The organism is Mucilaginibacter psychrotolerans (genome assembly GCF_004519315.1).
Taxonomy (GTDB): domain Bacteria; phylum Bacteroidota; class Bacteroidia; order Sphingobacteriales; family Sphingobacteriaceae; genus Mucilaginibacter; species Mucilaginibacter psychrotolerans.
The window spans coordinates 153,590-170,319 of the sequence record NZ_SOZE01000007.1; the positions used below are offsets into that span (position 1 = coordinate 153,590).

The 16,730-nt window shown below is 47.5% G+C and carries 11 protein-coding genes; 7 read left to right on the top strand and 4 right to left on the bottom strand.

Annotated elements, in window-relative coordinates:
- Positions 1-130: 130 nt before the first annotated feature.
- The 7 genes from E2R66_RS09590 (at position 131) to E2R66_RS09620 (ending at position 12,954) form a co-directional block, all read left to right on the top strand.
- A complete protein-coding gene (locus tag E2R66_RS09590) occupies positions 131-3,019 on the top strand; it encodes a triple tyrosine motif-containing protein (protein ID WP_133230019.1) in 2,889 nt (962 codons plus the stop codon).
- 261 nt (positions 3,020-3,280) lie between these two features.
- A complete protein-coding gene (locus E2R66_RS09595; RefSeq protein WP_133230021.1) occupies positions 3,281-6,298 on the top strand; it encodes a SusC/RagA family TonB-linked outer membrane protein in 3,018 nt (1,005 codons plus the stop codon).
- Positions 6,299-6,309: 11 nt separating this feature from the next.
- Positions 6,310-7,794, top strand: a complete 1,485-nt coding sequence (locus E2R66_RS09600; RefSeq protein ID WP_192901957.1) for a RagB/SusD family nutrient uptake outer membrane protein — start codon at positions 6,310-6,312, stop codon at positions 7,792-7,794.
- 20 nt (positions 7,795-7,814) lie between these two features.
- Positions 7,815-8,648: a LamG domain-containing protein gene (locus tag E2R66_RS09605; RefSeq protein WP_133230023.1), complete on the top strand. Its 834-nt coding sequence runs from the start codon at positions 7,815-7,817 to the stop codon at positions 8,646-8,648.
- A 358-nt stretch (positions 8,649-9,006) separates the two neighbouring features.
- Positions 9,007-10,677: a glucoamylase family protein gene (locus tag E2R66_RS09610; protein WP_133230025.1), complete on the top strand. Its 1,671-nt coding sequence runs from the start codon at positions 9,007-9,009 to the stop codon at positions 10,675-10,677.
- Between the two features lie 17 nt (positions 10,678-10,694).
- Positions 10,695-12,044, top strand: a complete 1,350-nt coding sequence (locus tag E2R66_RS09615; protein WP_133230027.1) for a glucoamylase family protein — start codon at positions 10,695-10,697, stop codon at positions 12,042-12,044.
- A 109-nt stretch (positions 12,045-12,153) separates the two neighbouring features.
- Positions 12,154-12,954 (top strand): carboxylesterase family protein, encoded by an 801-nt coding sequence (locus E2R66_RS09620; protein ID WP_133230029.1) that lies wholly within the window; start codon positions 12,154-12,156, stop codon positions 12,952-12,954.
- A gap of 62 nt (positions 12,955-13,016) precedes the next feature.
- Here E2R66_RS09620 and E2R66_RS09625 read toward each other — a convergent pair whose 3' ends face one another.
- The 4 genes from E2R66_RS09625 to E2R66_RS09640 all read right to left on the bottom strand — a co-directional run bounded on the left by E2R66_RS09625 (position 13,017) and on the right by E2R66_RS09640 (position 16,538).
- A complete protein-coding gene (locus E2R66_RS09625) occupies positions 13,017-13,265 on the bottom strand; it encodes a hypothetical protein (protein WP_133230031.1) in 249 nt (82 codons plus the stop codon).
- Positions 13,266-13,339: 74 nt separating this feature from the next.
- Positions 13,340-13,849 (bottom strand): hypothetical protein, encoded by a 510-nt coding sequence (locus E2R66_RS09630; protein WP_133230033.1) that lies wholly within the window; start codon positions 13,847-13,849, stop codon positions 13,340-13,342.
- A 46-nt stretch (positions 13,850-13,895) separates the two neighbouring features.
- Positions 13,896-14,654: a phosphosulfolactate synthase gene (locus E2R66_RS09635; RefSeq protein ID WP_133230035.1), complete on the bottom strand. Its 759-nt coding sequence runs from the start codon at positions 14,652-14,654 to the stop codon at positions 13,896-13,898.
- A gap of 480 nt (positions 14,655-15,134) precedes the next feature.
- Entirely contained in the window at positions 15,135-16,538 is a 1,404-nt protein-coding gene (locus E2R66_RS09640) for a tetratricopeptide repeat protein (protein WP_133230037.1), read from the bottom strand.
- Between the last annotated feature and the right edge of the window lie 192 nt (positions 16,539-16,730).

A 16,730-nucleotide genomic window follows, 5' to 3' on the forward strand; every position in this document is an offset into this window, starting at 1 on the left:
CCTTAATTGCCGTCTGTTTCAACAGACGGAAGGTTGCACAGCTACCCTAATAGCTTATTTCGTTTAATTCCATCCCAAAACTGTATTTTCGTACAAATATTTGGCGGCTACCTATCGCTATCAATCATCTATGCGCAAAAACGTCCTGCTGGCTTTCACCCTGCTCTTCATGAATATTGCCGCTTTTGCGGCAGATATCAAAAGCATCGGGGTGCCTTATGTGCAAAATTATACCAAGGCGCAGTACCAAAGTGGCAACCAAAATTGGTCGGTAACGCGCGATGAGCATGGTATTATGTACTTTGGCAATGCCGAGGGGCTGCTGGCCTTCGATGGCAAATACTGGCAGCTTTACCATATGCCCAACGGGCAGATTGTGCGCTCGGTTGCTGCCGATGGCAAGGGCAAAATATACGCAGGCGGTTTTGGCGAGTTTGGCTATTGGGAAGATAATAAGGCCGGCTTTTTAAAATACCACTCCCTCATTGGATTGGTAAACGCCAAGCAACTCCTCAACGAAGAGATATGGAAGATATATGTAGATGGCAACCGGGTCATCTTCCAATCCTTCGGGTCTATATTTATCTACGCGGGCGGCAAAATAACTGTAGTAAAAGCCCCCAAACCTTTCCTGTTCCTGCTTAAATGTAACTCACGCTATTTTATAGAGCAGGTAGACGAGGGCCTGTTCGAATTGAAAGGAAGCAAACTGGTGTTCATTCCCGGCAGCAAGATATTGGGCAACAGCGGGGTGCTTTCCATCCTGCCCTTTAAGAACAATTGTTTCCTTATCGGCACAGCAAAAAATGGTTTGTTTGTTTACAACGGAAGCCAGATTACCCCCTGGGCCAACCAGGCGAACGATTTCCTGAAAACCTACCAGCTTAACAACGGCGTGCAGATACCCGGCAAATACTTTGCCTATGGCAGTATTCTCAATGGGGTTGTCATTATAGACACCGCCGGCAACGTTATACAGCACATCAACAAATCGAGCGGTTTACAAAACAATACCGTTTTAAGCCTTTATACCGATGCAGAGCAAAACATTTGGGCTGGCCTGGATAACGGTATCGACCGTATTGAGGTAAACTCGCCGCTATACTTTTATTTTGATAAAACGGGGCGTTTCGGCACGGTGTATTCCAGCATTATTTTCAACAACAAAATATACCTGGGTACCAACCAGGGGCTGTTTTACAGTGATTGGGTAATACCAGGTAACCCGCGGCTGTTCCAGTCTTTCGATTTTAAGCTTATCCCCGGCTCGCAGGGCCAGGTGTGGGACCTTTCCCTACAAGATGGCCGCCTGCTTTGCGGCCATAACGATGGCACCTACCAGGTAAACGGCAATACCATCAGCAAAATATCCAGCATAAACGGCGGCTGGACCATCAAAAAACTCAACGACTATCAACTGATACAAGGCACCTATACCGGCCTGGTGATATATCGCAAGGATGCTGCGGGCAACTGGGTGTTCGATCATAAGATAGCAGGCTTTGGCGAGCCCTCGCGCTACGTAGAGCAGGACAACAAGGGGCAGGTATGGGTGAGCCACGCATATAAAGGTATTTACAAACTCACCTTAAGTGCCGACTTAAAAAAGGCTACCTCGGTAAAATATTACGACGAACACCAAGGATTGCCGGGCAGCTATAATGTAAACGTATTCAACTTGGATAACCGCGTGGTGTTCTCATCCGACGCGGGCTTTTATGTGTATGACGATATTGCCGACCACTTTGAGAAATACAAACAGCTCAATACCAAGTTGGGCACCTTCGCCGCATCGGGCAAACTGATACCCGCCATTGGCAAAAAGTATTGGTTCATCAACGATGGCCGCGTTTCCCTGGCCGATCTTTCTGCGCCGGGTAAGCTGTCTATCGATTCTAACCGTTTCAGTATCCTGAGCGGGCAAATGGTGCAGCATTACGAAAACATCAACCTAATCAACAACTCCATTTACCTCATCAGCGTAGACGATGGCTTCGTTATCCTGAACGATGAGGATGCCCGGCTCCAAAGCCGCATCCACAGCCCCAAAGTACTTATCCGTAAAATTGAGAACATTACCGATTTGGTTTCGTTGATGGCAGACAACGGCGGTATGCTGGATAACCTGCAAGTACCCCATGCCGAAAACAACATCCGCATCTCTTACACCCTGCCTTACTACCGACAGGCCAAAATAAAATTTCAGTATTATCTGGAGGGGTATTCGCGGCAATGGTCGGAATGGAGTACACAGGGCCAAAAAGATTTCACCAACCTGGATCAGGGTACCTACCATTTTAAAGTAAGGGCCAAAATAAACGACGAGATATTGTCTGATATCACCGTGTTTACTTTCGAGGTTTCACCTCCATGGTACGCCAGCAAACTTGCTTACGTTTTCTATATTATAATGCTCATACTGGCCTATTACGCCATCCGCGATTATTACCGCCTTAAACTGCGCCGACACCGGGTAGAGTTACAGGAGAAACTACAGCGCGAAAAAGAAGAGTTTCTGCGGCAGGAAGCCATTGCCAATGAGCAACATATCATTAGCATTAAAAACGAACAATTGCAGGCCGACCTTGCCAGCAAGAACCGCGAGCTGGCCAACAGCGCCATGAATATCGTTTACAAAAACGAGTTGCTGCAAAAGATAAGTGAAGAGATAAACAACTTTAAAGATAGCGCCGGCAAAAAGCTGCCCGAAGAGCAACTGAAGAAAATACACAAAGTAATTGACGAAGGCATGAGCGACGAGCGCGACTGGAACATCTTCGAGAGTAGTTTTAACGAGGCGCACGAAAACTTCTTCAAAAAACTAAAACAAGACCACCCCGACCTGGTACCCAATGATCTAAAACTGTGCGCCTACCTGCGCATGAACATGAGCAGTAAAGAAATGGCCTCGCTCCTGAATATTTCGCTCCGTGGGGTAGAAATCAGACGCTACAGGCTGCGTAAAAAGCTCAATTTAGAACATGATAAGAACCTTGTAGAGTTTCTCATCGAGCTATAACACTACATCATTACCTCTCATACACCTATACCGCAACCTGCCGTTTTAAGAAGTTGCTGTAGTATGTATTCTGTACACTATGTTCATCATAAATTCATAATAATCAACTATTTATATTTTTTGTGAAACTTTTTTGAGAAAGCATTGTAGCGTTGATGTAATAATGTAGAGGAACATTATTTGTTAAAAATGTATTAACTCCGCAACTTCGTCCTGTCAAAAAAACCAATTAATCTAAGTACTTACAAATCATTACCCACTATGAAGAGAATTTATACTATCTCGGGGTTACTTCTATTGTTCACTTTTTTCTCAACTTTCGCTTTAGCGCAAAACATTATCGTAAAAGGTAAAGTTACTGACGCTAAAACCGGCGAGCCGCTGGTTGGCGTAAGTGTAGGGATACAAGGCACAACAACAGGTACCCAAACCGATGTCAATGGCGCTTTTTCAGTAAACGCCGCGTCTAACGCAACTTTACAAGTCTCCTATATAGGCTACACCACACAATCGGTTGCCGTAAACGGGCAAACCAGCATTGCTATCTTATTACAGCCCTCATCAACCCAACTAGACCAGGTAGTTGTAGTAGGTTACGGCACGCAACGCAAGCTTGATGTAACCGGTTCGGTAGCATCAGTTAAAGGCGAGGAAATTTCCAAACAAGCCTCGGTAAACCCGGTATCTGCTTTACAGGGTAAAGTAGCCGGCGTACAGATAACCAACTCAGGTGCCCCAGGCGCTTCGCCGGAAATTAAGATACGCGGTACAGGTACTATTTACGGTAACACCAACGTACTTTACGTGGTAGATGGCGTTTGGTATGATGATATCAGCTTTTTAGCTCCCAGCGACATCGAGAACATCAGTATCCTGAAAGATGCATCAAGCACCGCTATCTACGGTATCCGCGCAGCAAACGGCGTGGTGCTGGTTAGCACCAAACGTGGCAAAACCGGCACCGCTACCGTAAATTACAATGGCTACGCGGGCTGGCAAACCGTTACCAACCAGGTAAAAATGGCCAATGCAACCGAATATGCAACAGCCATTAACGAACTGGCCGTTTCTAACGGCGGTGCACCCTTATTTACCGATGTAAACAGCTACGGCACCGGTACCAACTGGTACCAGCAGGTTTTACGGGATGCTTTCGTAACCAATCACAACGTGTCTATCAACGGCGGTACCGAAAAATCGAAGTATAACTTCTCGATAGGTATGCTGGATCAGGATGGTAACGTTAAGGGTAACAATTACAAACGCTACACCGCCCGCTTAACCAACGATTACACCCCTTTTAGCGCTATTAAATTAGGCTATAACGTAAGCGGCTTATACAGCAAATCCAACGATATCCCCAACAGCATCTTCCGCCAGTTGTATGCTGCGGGCCCTGTGTTGCCGGTATATTATGCTGATGGCAGCTACGGCGACCCTAACGACTATAACCTGGGTGGCGGTAACAACTTTAACCCGCAGGCCACGCTCGATTTTTACAACCAGCGTTCGCAGAACTACCGCTTTACCGGTAACGCATATGCCGAGGTAAATTTCCTGAAGCACTTCAAGATACGCACCAGCTTTGGTGGAGATATAGGCCAGGCCGAAGTGCGCAACTATACCCCGGTTTACACCGCAACGCTTGCGCAGCGCAACAACCTGAGCGTACTATCGGTAAATCGTACCGAAACCCGCAACTGGATATGGGAAAACACCTTAACCTACGAGAATACATTTGCTAAGGATCACAGGTTGACCGTGTTATTGGGCCATACCGCACAGCGTTACAAATCATACAACTTTAATGCCAGCGCACAAAATGTGCCATACAGCAATGGAGATGCCGACCTCTACCTTTCGTTAGGTAACACCACCGGCCGTAACGTAACCGATGGCGGTTCGTTAAACACTGCTTTATCTTACTTTGCCCGCGTAAACTACGCGTTTAAAGACAGGTACCTGCTAAATGCCTCTATCAGGCAGGATGGTGCTTCGCAGTTTTACGGCAACAACGTTTGGGGCTACTTCCCATCGGTGGGTGCAGGCTGGGTAATAAGCAAAGAGCCGTTCATGGCAAACCAAACGGTATTTGATAACCTTAAACTACGAGCCAGCTGGGGTAAAGTGGGTAACTCGGGCGTACCGTTCAACCCAACTACTTTGAGCGTAACACAGGCAGCATATCTTACTGCTATTTTCGGCGGCTCGCCTTATACTGGTGCAAGCGTTAACTCGGTAGTGCCTCCAACCATTTTCTGGGAGCGCGGCGTAGGTACTGATATCGGCCTAGAGGCTGGCGTACTCAACAACCGTTTAACCTTTGAGCTGGATTATTACAACCGTAAAACCCAACAGGCCATCTTCGCTATCCCTATCCTGTCATCGGTAGGTACCGGTTCGGGATCCATCGTAGGTAACCAGGCCGATTTTGTGAACAAAGGCGTAGAGTTCTCTGCAACCTGGAGAGGCACTGTAAACAGCAATTTCAGCTATACTATAGGCGGTAACGTTGGTTACAACAAAAACAAAGTATTATCAACCGTAACGGGTGCCAACCCTATTTATGCAGGTGGTGGCGGCCTTGCAAACGGCGCTTTATCAACCCGTACAGTATTGGGTAGCCCAATCGGCGAGTTTTATGGCTACAAAGTGGCGGGTATATTCCAAACTGCAGCTGAAGTTGCTTCTTCGGCACAAGCTTCGAGCGCTAAACCGGGCGACTTTAAATACGTAGATCAAAATGGCGATAACATCATTGATGGTAAAGACCGTATATCGCTTGGCGACCCTAACCCCAAATACACTTTCGGTTTAAACACCTCATTCAACTACAAAAGCTTCGATCTGGCTATAGATGCACAGGGCGTAGCAGGCGTAAGCATTTACAATGCCAACATTGCTTACCGTTTCGGTAACGAAAACTTCAGCAAAGATTTTTACGACCACCGCTGGACAGGCGCTAACAGCACCAATACTTACCCATCGGTAAACGTTGGCTCAACCACCAACTCGGCACCAAACTCTTTCTATGTAGAAAGCGGTGCTTACGTAAGGATCAGGAATATCCAATTGGGTTACACCCTGCCAACGGCATTGGCTAAAAAGGCTGCTATGCAAAAGGTAAGGTTTTTTGCCAACGCACAAAACCCTATTAGCTTCTTCAAATACCGCGGCTTTAGCCCCGAAATTGGCGGAGCACCTACAAACGCAGGGATTGATAATAGCGTATATCCGTTATATGCAACTTATAACTTTGGTGTAAACGTTACTTTTTAATTGAATCAAAGATGAACTTCAAAAAATATAATATGCAAAAGGTAACAGGTATAGCGCTTTTTGCAGCAGTATTAATTACTGCACCATCATGTAAAAAATCATTCCTTGATGAACCGCGCCAGGCAGCAACGCCGGCCGTACAATTCTGGAAAACGCAGGATGACGCTACCAAGGCCGTAAACGCCATGTACGCTAACCTGCGCGAATGGAAGAACATCGCTTTTGCGCCTATAGCTATAGAAAGCGTACCTTCTGACGATGCCGAAAAAGGAAGCAGCGTGAACGATGCATCATTCTTCAACAACTTCGATAACTATACAGCATCATCTACCGATGGCCAAATTGCCGATTTCTGGGCCGGGCAGTATCAAACTATCAACTTTGCCAACCAGGTATTGGATAACGTGCCTAACATTAGCATGGATGCCAACCTGAAGAACCGTTACCTGGCCGAAGCCAAGTTTATCCGCGCTTACGCCTACTTCAGGCTGGTGCGTGCCTTTGGCGATGTGCCATTGCGCCTTAATGTGCCAAAAGATGCAACTGAATACAACCTGCCACGCACGCCAAAAGCCCAGGTTTGGGCCGCTGTTGAGCAGGACCTGACCGATGCCGCTGCAACACTACCACAAAGCTACGGCGCTGCTGATGCTGGCCGTATAACCAAGGGTGCTGCGCTGGCTTTGCATGCTAAAGTGGCTATGTACCAGCAAAAATGGGCCGATGTGCTGGCGCTTACTAACCAGGTGATGGGCCTGGGTTACTCGCTGTTCCCTAATTACGAGCAACTGTTCCGCACCAACAACGAAAACAATTCCGAATCAGTATTCGAGATACAAAGCGACCTGGTACCGGGCAACGGCGATGCGTCAAACTCGCAGTACTCCCAGGTGCAGGGCGTAAGGGGTTCTAACGGCGGTGGCTGGGGTTTTAATGTACCCACCCAGGATTTGGCTAATGCATACGAGGCAGGCGATCCGCGCCGCGATGCAACCATCATTTTCCGTGGAGAAACCACGCCCGAAGGTGATGCCATACCGGCTACAGGCGATAATCCTATGTACAACCAAAAATCATACGTGCCATTCAGCATGTGGGTAAGCGGTTTCAACGAGGGTGTGCAGCAAAACATCCGCGTTATACGTTATGCTGATGTATTGCTGATGAATGCCGAAGCAGCAAACGAAACCGGCAACAGCGCGCAGGCCATTGCCTCACTGGAACTGGTTAGGGCACGTGCACGTGCAGGCAACGCAGCCATATTGCCAAAGGTTACTACTACCGATAAAGCAGCCTTGCAGGCAGCCATATGGAAAGAAAGGCGCGTAGAGTTTGCTATGGAATTCGACCGTTATTTCGATGTTATCCGCCAGGGTCGCGGTACTGCGGTATTTGGTCCTAAAGGCTGGAAAGCAGGCAAAAACGAAGTTTGGCCGGTGCCACAGGCAGAAATAGATCTGAGCGCAGGCGTGTTAACTCAAAACCCAGGTTACTAATCAATTCAAAAGAGAACGTCATGAAAAAAATAACATATCAATTGGTAGCCGTATCTGCATTGGTGATTGGACTATCGGCATGCCAAAAAAAGTTCGATCCTTCTACTTATGCCCCGCCTTTATCTATAGGCGGGTACACCAGCAGCAAGGAGATTGCGCCTTCAAACCTGGTAGCCTACTACGCATTCAATGGCAATGCTGTAGATAGCGTTTCTAACACCGCGGGTACCGCTACCGGCATTGGTTACACCCCCGGCATAAAGGGTGAGGCTTTGCAAGGCGCTACCAATGGCTATATTGTAGGCACGCCGCCTGCTTCGGTAAACAGCCTTACCAGTTTTACCGTAACCGAGTGGTTTAAAACCCCGGCACCATCTAACGGCATCATCGGCCTGTTTTCGCTGGCCAATACCACCAACTTTTGGGGTAACATTGAATTTTTTATTGAAAACGGCAGTACTAACGATGCAGGCAAGCTCCGCATCCACGTATTTAACGGAACAGACGACCGGACGCTTGAAATTAATAACGCCGTAAATCTATTTGATAAATGGAACAGCATGGCCGTTACTTACGATCAGGCTAATTCAACAGTTAGCGTTTACCTTAACGGATCGCTTTTAAAAGCAGGTACGCTTGATGGTCTCGCGGGTCCGCTGGCATTGAAAAACGTTGGCAAGTTTGTATTTGGCACCGTTCAGTTCATGACCAGCCCGAGCCAAACATCGTCGCATGGTTCAGAGCCATGGGCAAGCTTCCTTACCGGCCAGCTTGATGAAGTACGTGTTTATAATAAAGCCTTGAGCGCGGCAGACATCAGTGCGCTGGTTAAGCTCGAAGGCAGAGGAAAGTAATATTTGATTGAGTTTGAGGTTGTCCCGGCGTAACAGCCGGGCAGCCTTTTTTTATGATTTTTTAACGCAGGCTACCAGGCTTAGTGTTCGAAAACAGAAAAGTTCGCTTCCTATCGCTCGCATATTTGACTCACCCTGTCTGCCGACAGGCAGGCCCGACGGAACTACCGTGCGTCGACCCTCTCTGCTCTGCAAAGATGGTGAAGAAGTAAGGGTGAAACGAATTGAAGCTAAAACCCTCTTTGCGCAGCAGAGAGGGTCGGGCAGCGAAGCGTACCAGGGGTGAGTCAACTCGCGACGCGGACTTACCGAGCTATTTTGAACACTATTTGCTACCAGGCTAATAAACAGGAAACAGATGAGAGATTTGAGGATTTATGTGGGGTTGTACTTATCATTATTGCTTTTTGCTTGTGGTAAAAGCAGTTCGCCTACGCCGGCACCGCCCGTGCCACCGGTTACCACATCTTTTAGTTTCAATACACTGAAAGTGAACGGCACCTATAGTGGCTTTACCTACGTCAACGTAAATAGTACGCCAACGATCAAGCTGTCTTTTTTAGCGGCTTTAGATAAAAGCACCGTTGGCACAGCTGTTACCCTGAAAGATAAAGCAGGCACTGCTATACCCTACACCGTTACGTACGAAAATGCCGATAGTACGGTTATTGTATCGCCCACGCTTAGCTATATCAGCAAGTACACCCTTAGCGTAGCTACAGGGCTAAAATCAACCAAGGGTGGCTACCTGCAATCAGGCATCGATGTAAACCTTACTACCGCTATAGATGCGGCAGATAAGTTCCCTGTGATTAGCGACGATGCTTTGCTTGATTTGGTACAGAAACAAACTGTTAAATACTTTTACGACTTTGGCCACCCCACCAGCGGCCTGGCCCGCGAACGCAACACCAGCGGCGATGTGGTAACCACCGGCGGCAGCGGCTTCGGCATTATGGGCATGGTAGCGGCGGTAAACCGTGGATTTATCACCCGTGCCGATGGTTTGGCGCGCATGCAAAAGATAGTAGGCTTTTTAAAAACCAAGGCGGTTAGATTCCATGGCGCGTTCCCGCATTGGCTAAACGGCGCAACGGGGGCGGTACAACCCTTCAGTAATTTAGATAACGGTGCCGATTTGGTAGAGACCGCTTTCCTGATGGAGGGCCTGCTTACCGCACGCCAATACTACAGCGGTGCAGGTAGCGATGAAACTACCCTGCGTGCCGATATCACCACCCTGTACAATAACGTAGAGTGGGACTGGTTTAGGCAGGGCGGCCAAAACGTGCTGTACTGGCACTGGAGCCCCAGCAACGGATGGGCCATTAACATGAAGATTACCGGCTGGAATGAAGCCTTGGTAGTTTATGCGCTCGCGGCTTCCTCCCCAACGCATGGCATCCCCAAGGAAGTTTATGATAACGGCTGGGCCAGTAACGGCAGCATTAAAAACGGTAATACCTACTATGGCGTAAAGCTGCCTTTAGGCATGGCGCAGGGTGGTCCGTTGTTTTTTGAGCATTACTCCTTCCTGGGCATAAACCCAACCGGCCTGGCCGATGCCTACGCCAATTACGAGGACCAGGCTAAGGCGCATAGCCTCATCAATTACAATTACTGCGTGGCCAACCCTAATAGCAACACCGGTTATGGTGCCAACTGCTGGGGCCTCACCGCAAGTGATATCGAAAATGGATATACAGCCAGCTCGCCCACAAACGATGTTGGGGTAATATCACCTACGGCGGCAATATCCTCCCTGCCTTATACGCCCACGCAGTCGATGGCAGCTCTTCGCTTTTTTTACTACAAACTGGGCGATAAAATGTGGGGCGATTATGGCTTCAAAGATGCGTTCAACCTTACCAACCCATGGTTTGCCAGCTCGTATCTGGCTATAGACCAGGGGCCCGAGATTGTAATGATAGAGAATTACCGCAGCGGCCTGCTCTGGAACTTATTTATGAGTTGCCCCGAAATTAAAACCGGCATGAAAGGGCTTGGCTTTACCAGCCCCAATTTATAACAATATAAACCGAAGAAATGAAGAAATTATACCTCCTGTCGTTGCTTTCGCTAATGGCAACAGGCAGCTTTGCCCAAAAAGCCATTAAGGTGCCCGATGGCATAAAGCCGGTAGGCATTATCAAAAACCTGAGTGATAGCGCCCTGCTGGATGTGGTGCAGCGCCAAACGTTCCGTTACTTTTGGGATTTTGGCCACCCCACCAGCGGCCTGGCCCGCGAGCGCAGCAACGTAGCCTTCGATTACGGCAACGAAGTTGTTACCACCGGCGGCAGCGGTTTCGGCATTATGGCGCTGATTGCTGCCGACCACCGCAAATTTGTTACGCATGAGCAGGCGGTTGACCGCATGACCAAAATGGTGGATTTTTTATGGAAGGCTGATGCCTACCACGGCGTGTTCCCGCATTGGCTCAACGGCGAAACGGGCAAAACCATCCGCTTTGGCCGTAAAGATGATGGCGGCGATTTGGTAGAAACCTCGTACCTGTTCCAGGGTTTGATCTGCGCCAAGCAATACTTTACGGCCAACACCCCAAAAGAACGCCACATACGCGATGTGATCAGTTGGATGTGGGGCGAAATAGAATGGAACTGGTACACCCAGGGTGGCCGCGATAACCTGTACTGGCACTGGAGCCCTAACAACGGCTGGGTGATGAACTTCCCCATTCGTGGTTTCAACGAATGCTTGATCACCTACATCCTGGCCGAAAGTGGCGAGCGTTACCCCGTTAGTGCCGATGTTTACCACCGTGGCTGGGCGCAAAGCGATTTCTTTAAAAACGGGCAAACCTTTTATGGTTATAGGCTGCCGCTGGGTTTTGATTACGGTGGTCCGCTGTTCTTTTCGCAATACTCGTTCATGGGTCTTAATCCTACGGGGCTTAAAGATCGCTACGCCGATTACTGGGAGCAAAACCTCAATCATACGCTCATCAACCGTGCGTACTGCCTGGATAATCCCAAGAAGTTTAAGGGCTATGGCGAAAACTGCTGGGGCCTTACCGCCAGCGATAACTACGAGGGCTACAACGCCCACTCGCCCACCAACGATTTGGGGGTGATAACGCCAACAGCGGCTATATCGGCATTCCCATACACGCCTAAATATTCGATGCAGGCGCTGCGCCATTTCTATTACGATTTAGGCGATAAGATTTGGGGCGAATATGGCTTTACCGATGCCTTTAGCGAGCAGAAAGACTGGTACGGAAAATCGTACCTGGCGATAGACCAGGGGCCGGAGGTAGTAATGATAGAAAACTACCGCAGCGGCTTGCTCTGGAAGCTTTTCATGAGTGCCCCGGAAGTGCAGCAGGGCCTCAAAAAGCTCGATTTTCAAAGTCCGTATATCGGCAAAAATTAGAATTGGTATAAGGCACACCGGAAATATTTTGACGCAAGACGGGAATAAAGCATAATTTATTTACGTTTACGTTGATATATGCCTTTCGGCTTACCTTAAACTGATACTGATGACATTAAAGAAGATATTATTTATAGCGATGCTGGGCATATTATGCCTGGCATCGCCTTTTTTAGCCACTGGGCAGGTAAACTCTGCTTTTGACAGGGGCTCGTTCATCAACAAAACAGATACGCTGCCCTACCGCATTCTGTTCCCCAAAAAATTCAATTCCAAACAAAAATACGCGCTCATTTTTGTGCTGCATGGTGCCGGCGAGCGCGGCAATGATAACGATATACAGCTGGCATACGGGCCAAAACTGTTCCTGGATGATACTATCCGCAAGAAGTACCCGGCAATTGTGGTGTATCCGCAGTGCCCAAAAAACAGTTATTGGAGCAACGTATTAATTGATACCGGCGCATTAGGCAAACGGCAGTTTCATTTTCAGGAAGGTGGCGAACCTACCGCGGCCATGAGCGCGTTGCTGGCCCTGGTAGACCAAATGCTGGAAAAGCCCTACATCAATAAAAAGCAGGTGTACATCGGCGGCCTGTCTATGGGTGGTATGGGCACCTTCGAGATACTTCGGCGTAAGCCCAAAACGTTTGCTGCGGCATTTGCCATCTGCGGCGGCGACAACACCAACAATGCCGTTATATATGCCAAAAAAGTACCCATGTGGATTTTCCACGGGGCCAAGGATAACGTAGTTCCGCCGGACCATTCAGACGTGATGGTAGCGGCGCTTAAAGAAGCCGGCGCAAGCCCTAAATACACTGTGTATCCAAATGATGGCCACAACAGCTGGGATGATGCCTTCGCCGAGCCCGATTTGATACCCTGGCTATTCTCGCACAGCAAATAATCATAACGGCCCCGGAAATTCGGGGCCGTTGTTCGGTAAAGCCTTCGCTAAATCAATGCTACTTAATTTACCACCGGTTCATCGCCGTCTGCGTCCTCACTATTGGTGATGTCGCGGTCGGCATTGAGGGCGGTTGATGGTTCATCCTCGCTCAACGTAGTTTCAATACCATCCATATCGGCTACAGCATCATCTGTATTGACGATTTTGTTAGATTCTTCGTTATTGGTGATTATGTCCTGTTCGGCGGCGTCTACTTTTGGTTCGCCGGTTGGGTGTTGTATTGGGGATTTATCTTTGGGCTCGCTCATGTGTTCTGTTATTTTTTAGGATAACAGGCGGAGGAGTGGGTTGTTTGAATGATAGCAAAGGCTTTGTACCGAAGTCAATTATTCAATTTGCGATAACTCCTGGCTGCTTGGCGGAAACTAAAATACCTATCTTCATTTGCCACCCAGTATCCGGATAGTCCCATTAAGCCGTAGTATGATTCTATTCGGGATGAGTTAACCCAATCAGTTTGTCCATCAACTATGGACTCTCGAATAACACTATCTTCTATAACAGCAGCAAAACAATAGTCAGCAGGTATGCCTGCCCATTCCGAATAATGTTCAATTATAAAAGTGTGAAGCCCCAAGGAACGAATGAGCGCAATAAGGTCTTCTATTGACCATGAGTCGTCATCTCTCTTACGCCCGTTTTCATTATCGTTAACAAAAGCTATAAAATCAGTCCAACTATCAAAATTAGCAGCAGACTGAATAAGTTCGCTCGTAGCAGAAAAGCCCAAGTTTACAGGAATAATCAAACATTCACCTTCTTGGAAATGGACTACAACTTTGGGTATGCTGAGTTTTTGGTTGGTAAGTATTGCTGTAATCTCTTGTCCCATAATCGGTGATAAAAGTTACAAAAGTGAATAATTATTTATTATGTTTCTACTTCAAAAAATGCTCGAATGTATCGCTCCTTATCCCCAAACGGAGTGTTTCCAGCGGGATGATATCTGCCGGGGCGATGTTGCCCAGGCTCACATTGGCACCGATAAGTTTAATGAACCACACCTGTTGCGCTTTTTGGGGTGCTTCCCAAATAATGGTTTCTTCGGGAATCTGGGTGAGTATTTCATCTACCAGCCCTTGCCTTACCTCGCCCGAATCGCGGTAGATGCCTACGTTGCCGCTCTCGCGCGCTTCGGCAATCACTTTCCAGCTACCAGCTTCAATTTCGGCGTTCATCAGCTTTATCCATTTATAGGGAGCAAATATTTTTTGAATGTCTTTAGAACCCACTTCAGATATTACGGTAACCTGCTTGCTCAGCTTGCGGATGTATTCACATTTCTCGTCGTGCTCTATGGTAATACTACCATCAGACACTTCGCAATATTCCATCTGATATTTATCCAATATGCGGCAGTAATCATCAAACTGCCCGCGCACAATCATCGCCTCGAACAGCGTTCCGCCGAAATAAACCGGTAAACCGGCATCTTTGTACAACTTCAGCTTGGCATCCAGGTTTGGCGATACGTAGGATGTTGCCCAACCCAGTTTTACAAGATCGGTATAACCTGCACCCATCTCAATAAAATTTTCTGCCTGGCGCAGGCTAAGACCCTTGTCCATTACCATGGTGAGGCCTTTATTACGGGGTTTCGAGGTACGTTCGGGCAGGTTGTTTATATGGTAGTTCATATACAGATGCGCAATGGGTTATAGCTTATAACTAAAAGTATTAATGGCGCAAAGGTAAGCTTTGAATGTGCAGATGTGCAAATTTCAGATGTGCAGATTTTTTAGGATGCACAGGTTTATTGATAAATTAACACAAGTTTAACAATGCGCAGATTTCAAATGTTCGAATATGCAGATGCTTAACGATGTGCAGATTACGGAAATGTTAAGTCAAAAAAAATGTGCAGATGATTTTCCATCATCTGCACATCAATGTCGTTTACTTAAGGAAGCCCCGGCCCCATCGGGGCCAAATGTCGGTAGCAAACAAGCAAAAACCACCTTTGTGCCGTAGGCACAATACTGGCGATGTAGCATACCTATGGCATGCGAGTAGCTGATTATCGATTAGCTACCAACCTTTTGCACCTATGGCGCACTTCGAAATCGCTTAAGTAAATGACATTGATCTGCAAATCTGAAATCTGCACATCAATGAATCTACTTAGTGTATCTATTAATAATATCCACAATCACTTTATTATCCTGCAACTGGGGCAGGTAATCAAATAGGATGAAATGCTTCTCCGGATCCGAAGTAAGGGCCATTTCCAAAAAGTTCAAAGCTTCGTTGTATTCGCCTTTGGCAAACAGGTAAGCCACCATGCGGTAGTAAAGTTCTGCTGCCTCCGGGTTGTTTTTGATTGCCGAGGAAATGACCTCTATAGCACTCGCCAGTCGTTTTTGCTCGTAAAGTATAGACGAGTAATCCAACCAGGCATCCACATCCAGCGGGTTCAGCTCCACTACCTTTTCATAGGCCGATTCTGCTTCGGGCAGGTGGCCAAGTTTATACTCCGCATCGGCAATGGCAAACCAGTAGTCGGCATTGGCAATGTCAAGATCCAACGCCTTTTTGTAAAAGTGCAGGGCCTCAAAATAGCGTTCCTCAAAATCCAATGTTACACCTATGCCAAACCAGGCATCAGCCAGCTTAGGATCCATCTTAACCGATTTTTTATAGAACGAACGCGCCTCGTCCATTTGCTCCAGCTTTTCGTAGCACTCACCAATGGCGCAGTATGTATCGGCATTAGGTTGCTCGTACTCGAAAGTTTCGCGGTAAACATCTATCGCCTCTGCATATTTTTCCAGGTTCACCAGCGCATTGCCTTTGTTGAAATAGGCCGATGCAAAGCTGTCTTTGATAAGTATGGCGTAATCATAAGCGTCGATTGCTTTCTCAAACAGGCTCAGCTTGGTATAGGCGTTGCCCAAGTTGTACCATGCGGCGTAGCTGTACGGCTCGTTATCGATATATTGCTGATAAAACTGCACGCTCTCCTGCTGATTGTCCAGCACGTCGTAGCAAAAGGCGAGTTCGTACAGGGCATCCTGATTTTCCATATTCTGCTTAAGGCATAGCTTAAGGTAGGTAATGGCGGTATCGTAATCGCCCATGTTTTGGTAAACGTAGGCGATATGCAGTAGTATCTCGTCGGTTTCTTCGGCCAGGTCAAGCGCTTTTTCGTAGTTCTCCAATGCCTCGGTATTGCGTTCCATACTCTCGTACAGATTGCCGCGGATAATGTAAATATCGGCATCGCTCGCTTCCAGCATAGCGGCCTTGTCCAGTGCGGCAAACGCCTCTGTAGAGCGGTTAGTTACCACCAGCAGCTGCGCCTGTTTTATGAGAAAGACAGCCGCAAACGGGTGCTGATTGCGTGCATACTCTGATACCTGCAGGGCCTTAGCCGGATCGTTCTTTTCGATGTAGTAGTCGATAATGTTTTCAAAAGCCTGCGCATCAAAAAAGTACTGATCATGGTTGCGGATCATTTCCTCGTAGCGTTCTACCGAAAACTTTGGATCTTCGGTAAAACCAAATTCAAATTCTTCTTCCATTCAAGTTTATTTGCAGAACACACATCCCCTGGGAGGTCTTAATCCCGCAAGGCTTAAAACATGTGTTTAAATTACAACAATAAGCAGCTTTAAAACAAATAAGTTTTCAACATACGCACATTCCCAACACCCACTCATACAAGTGCCTGATAATAAATAGGAAGCATTTGAGCGGGTGGGCCGGCGGGTTGA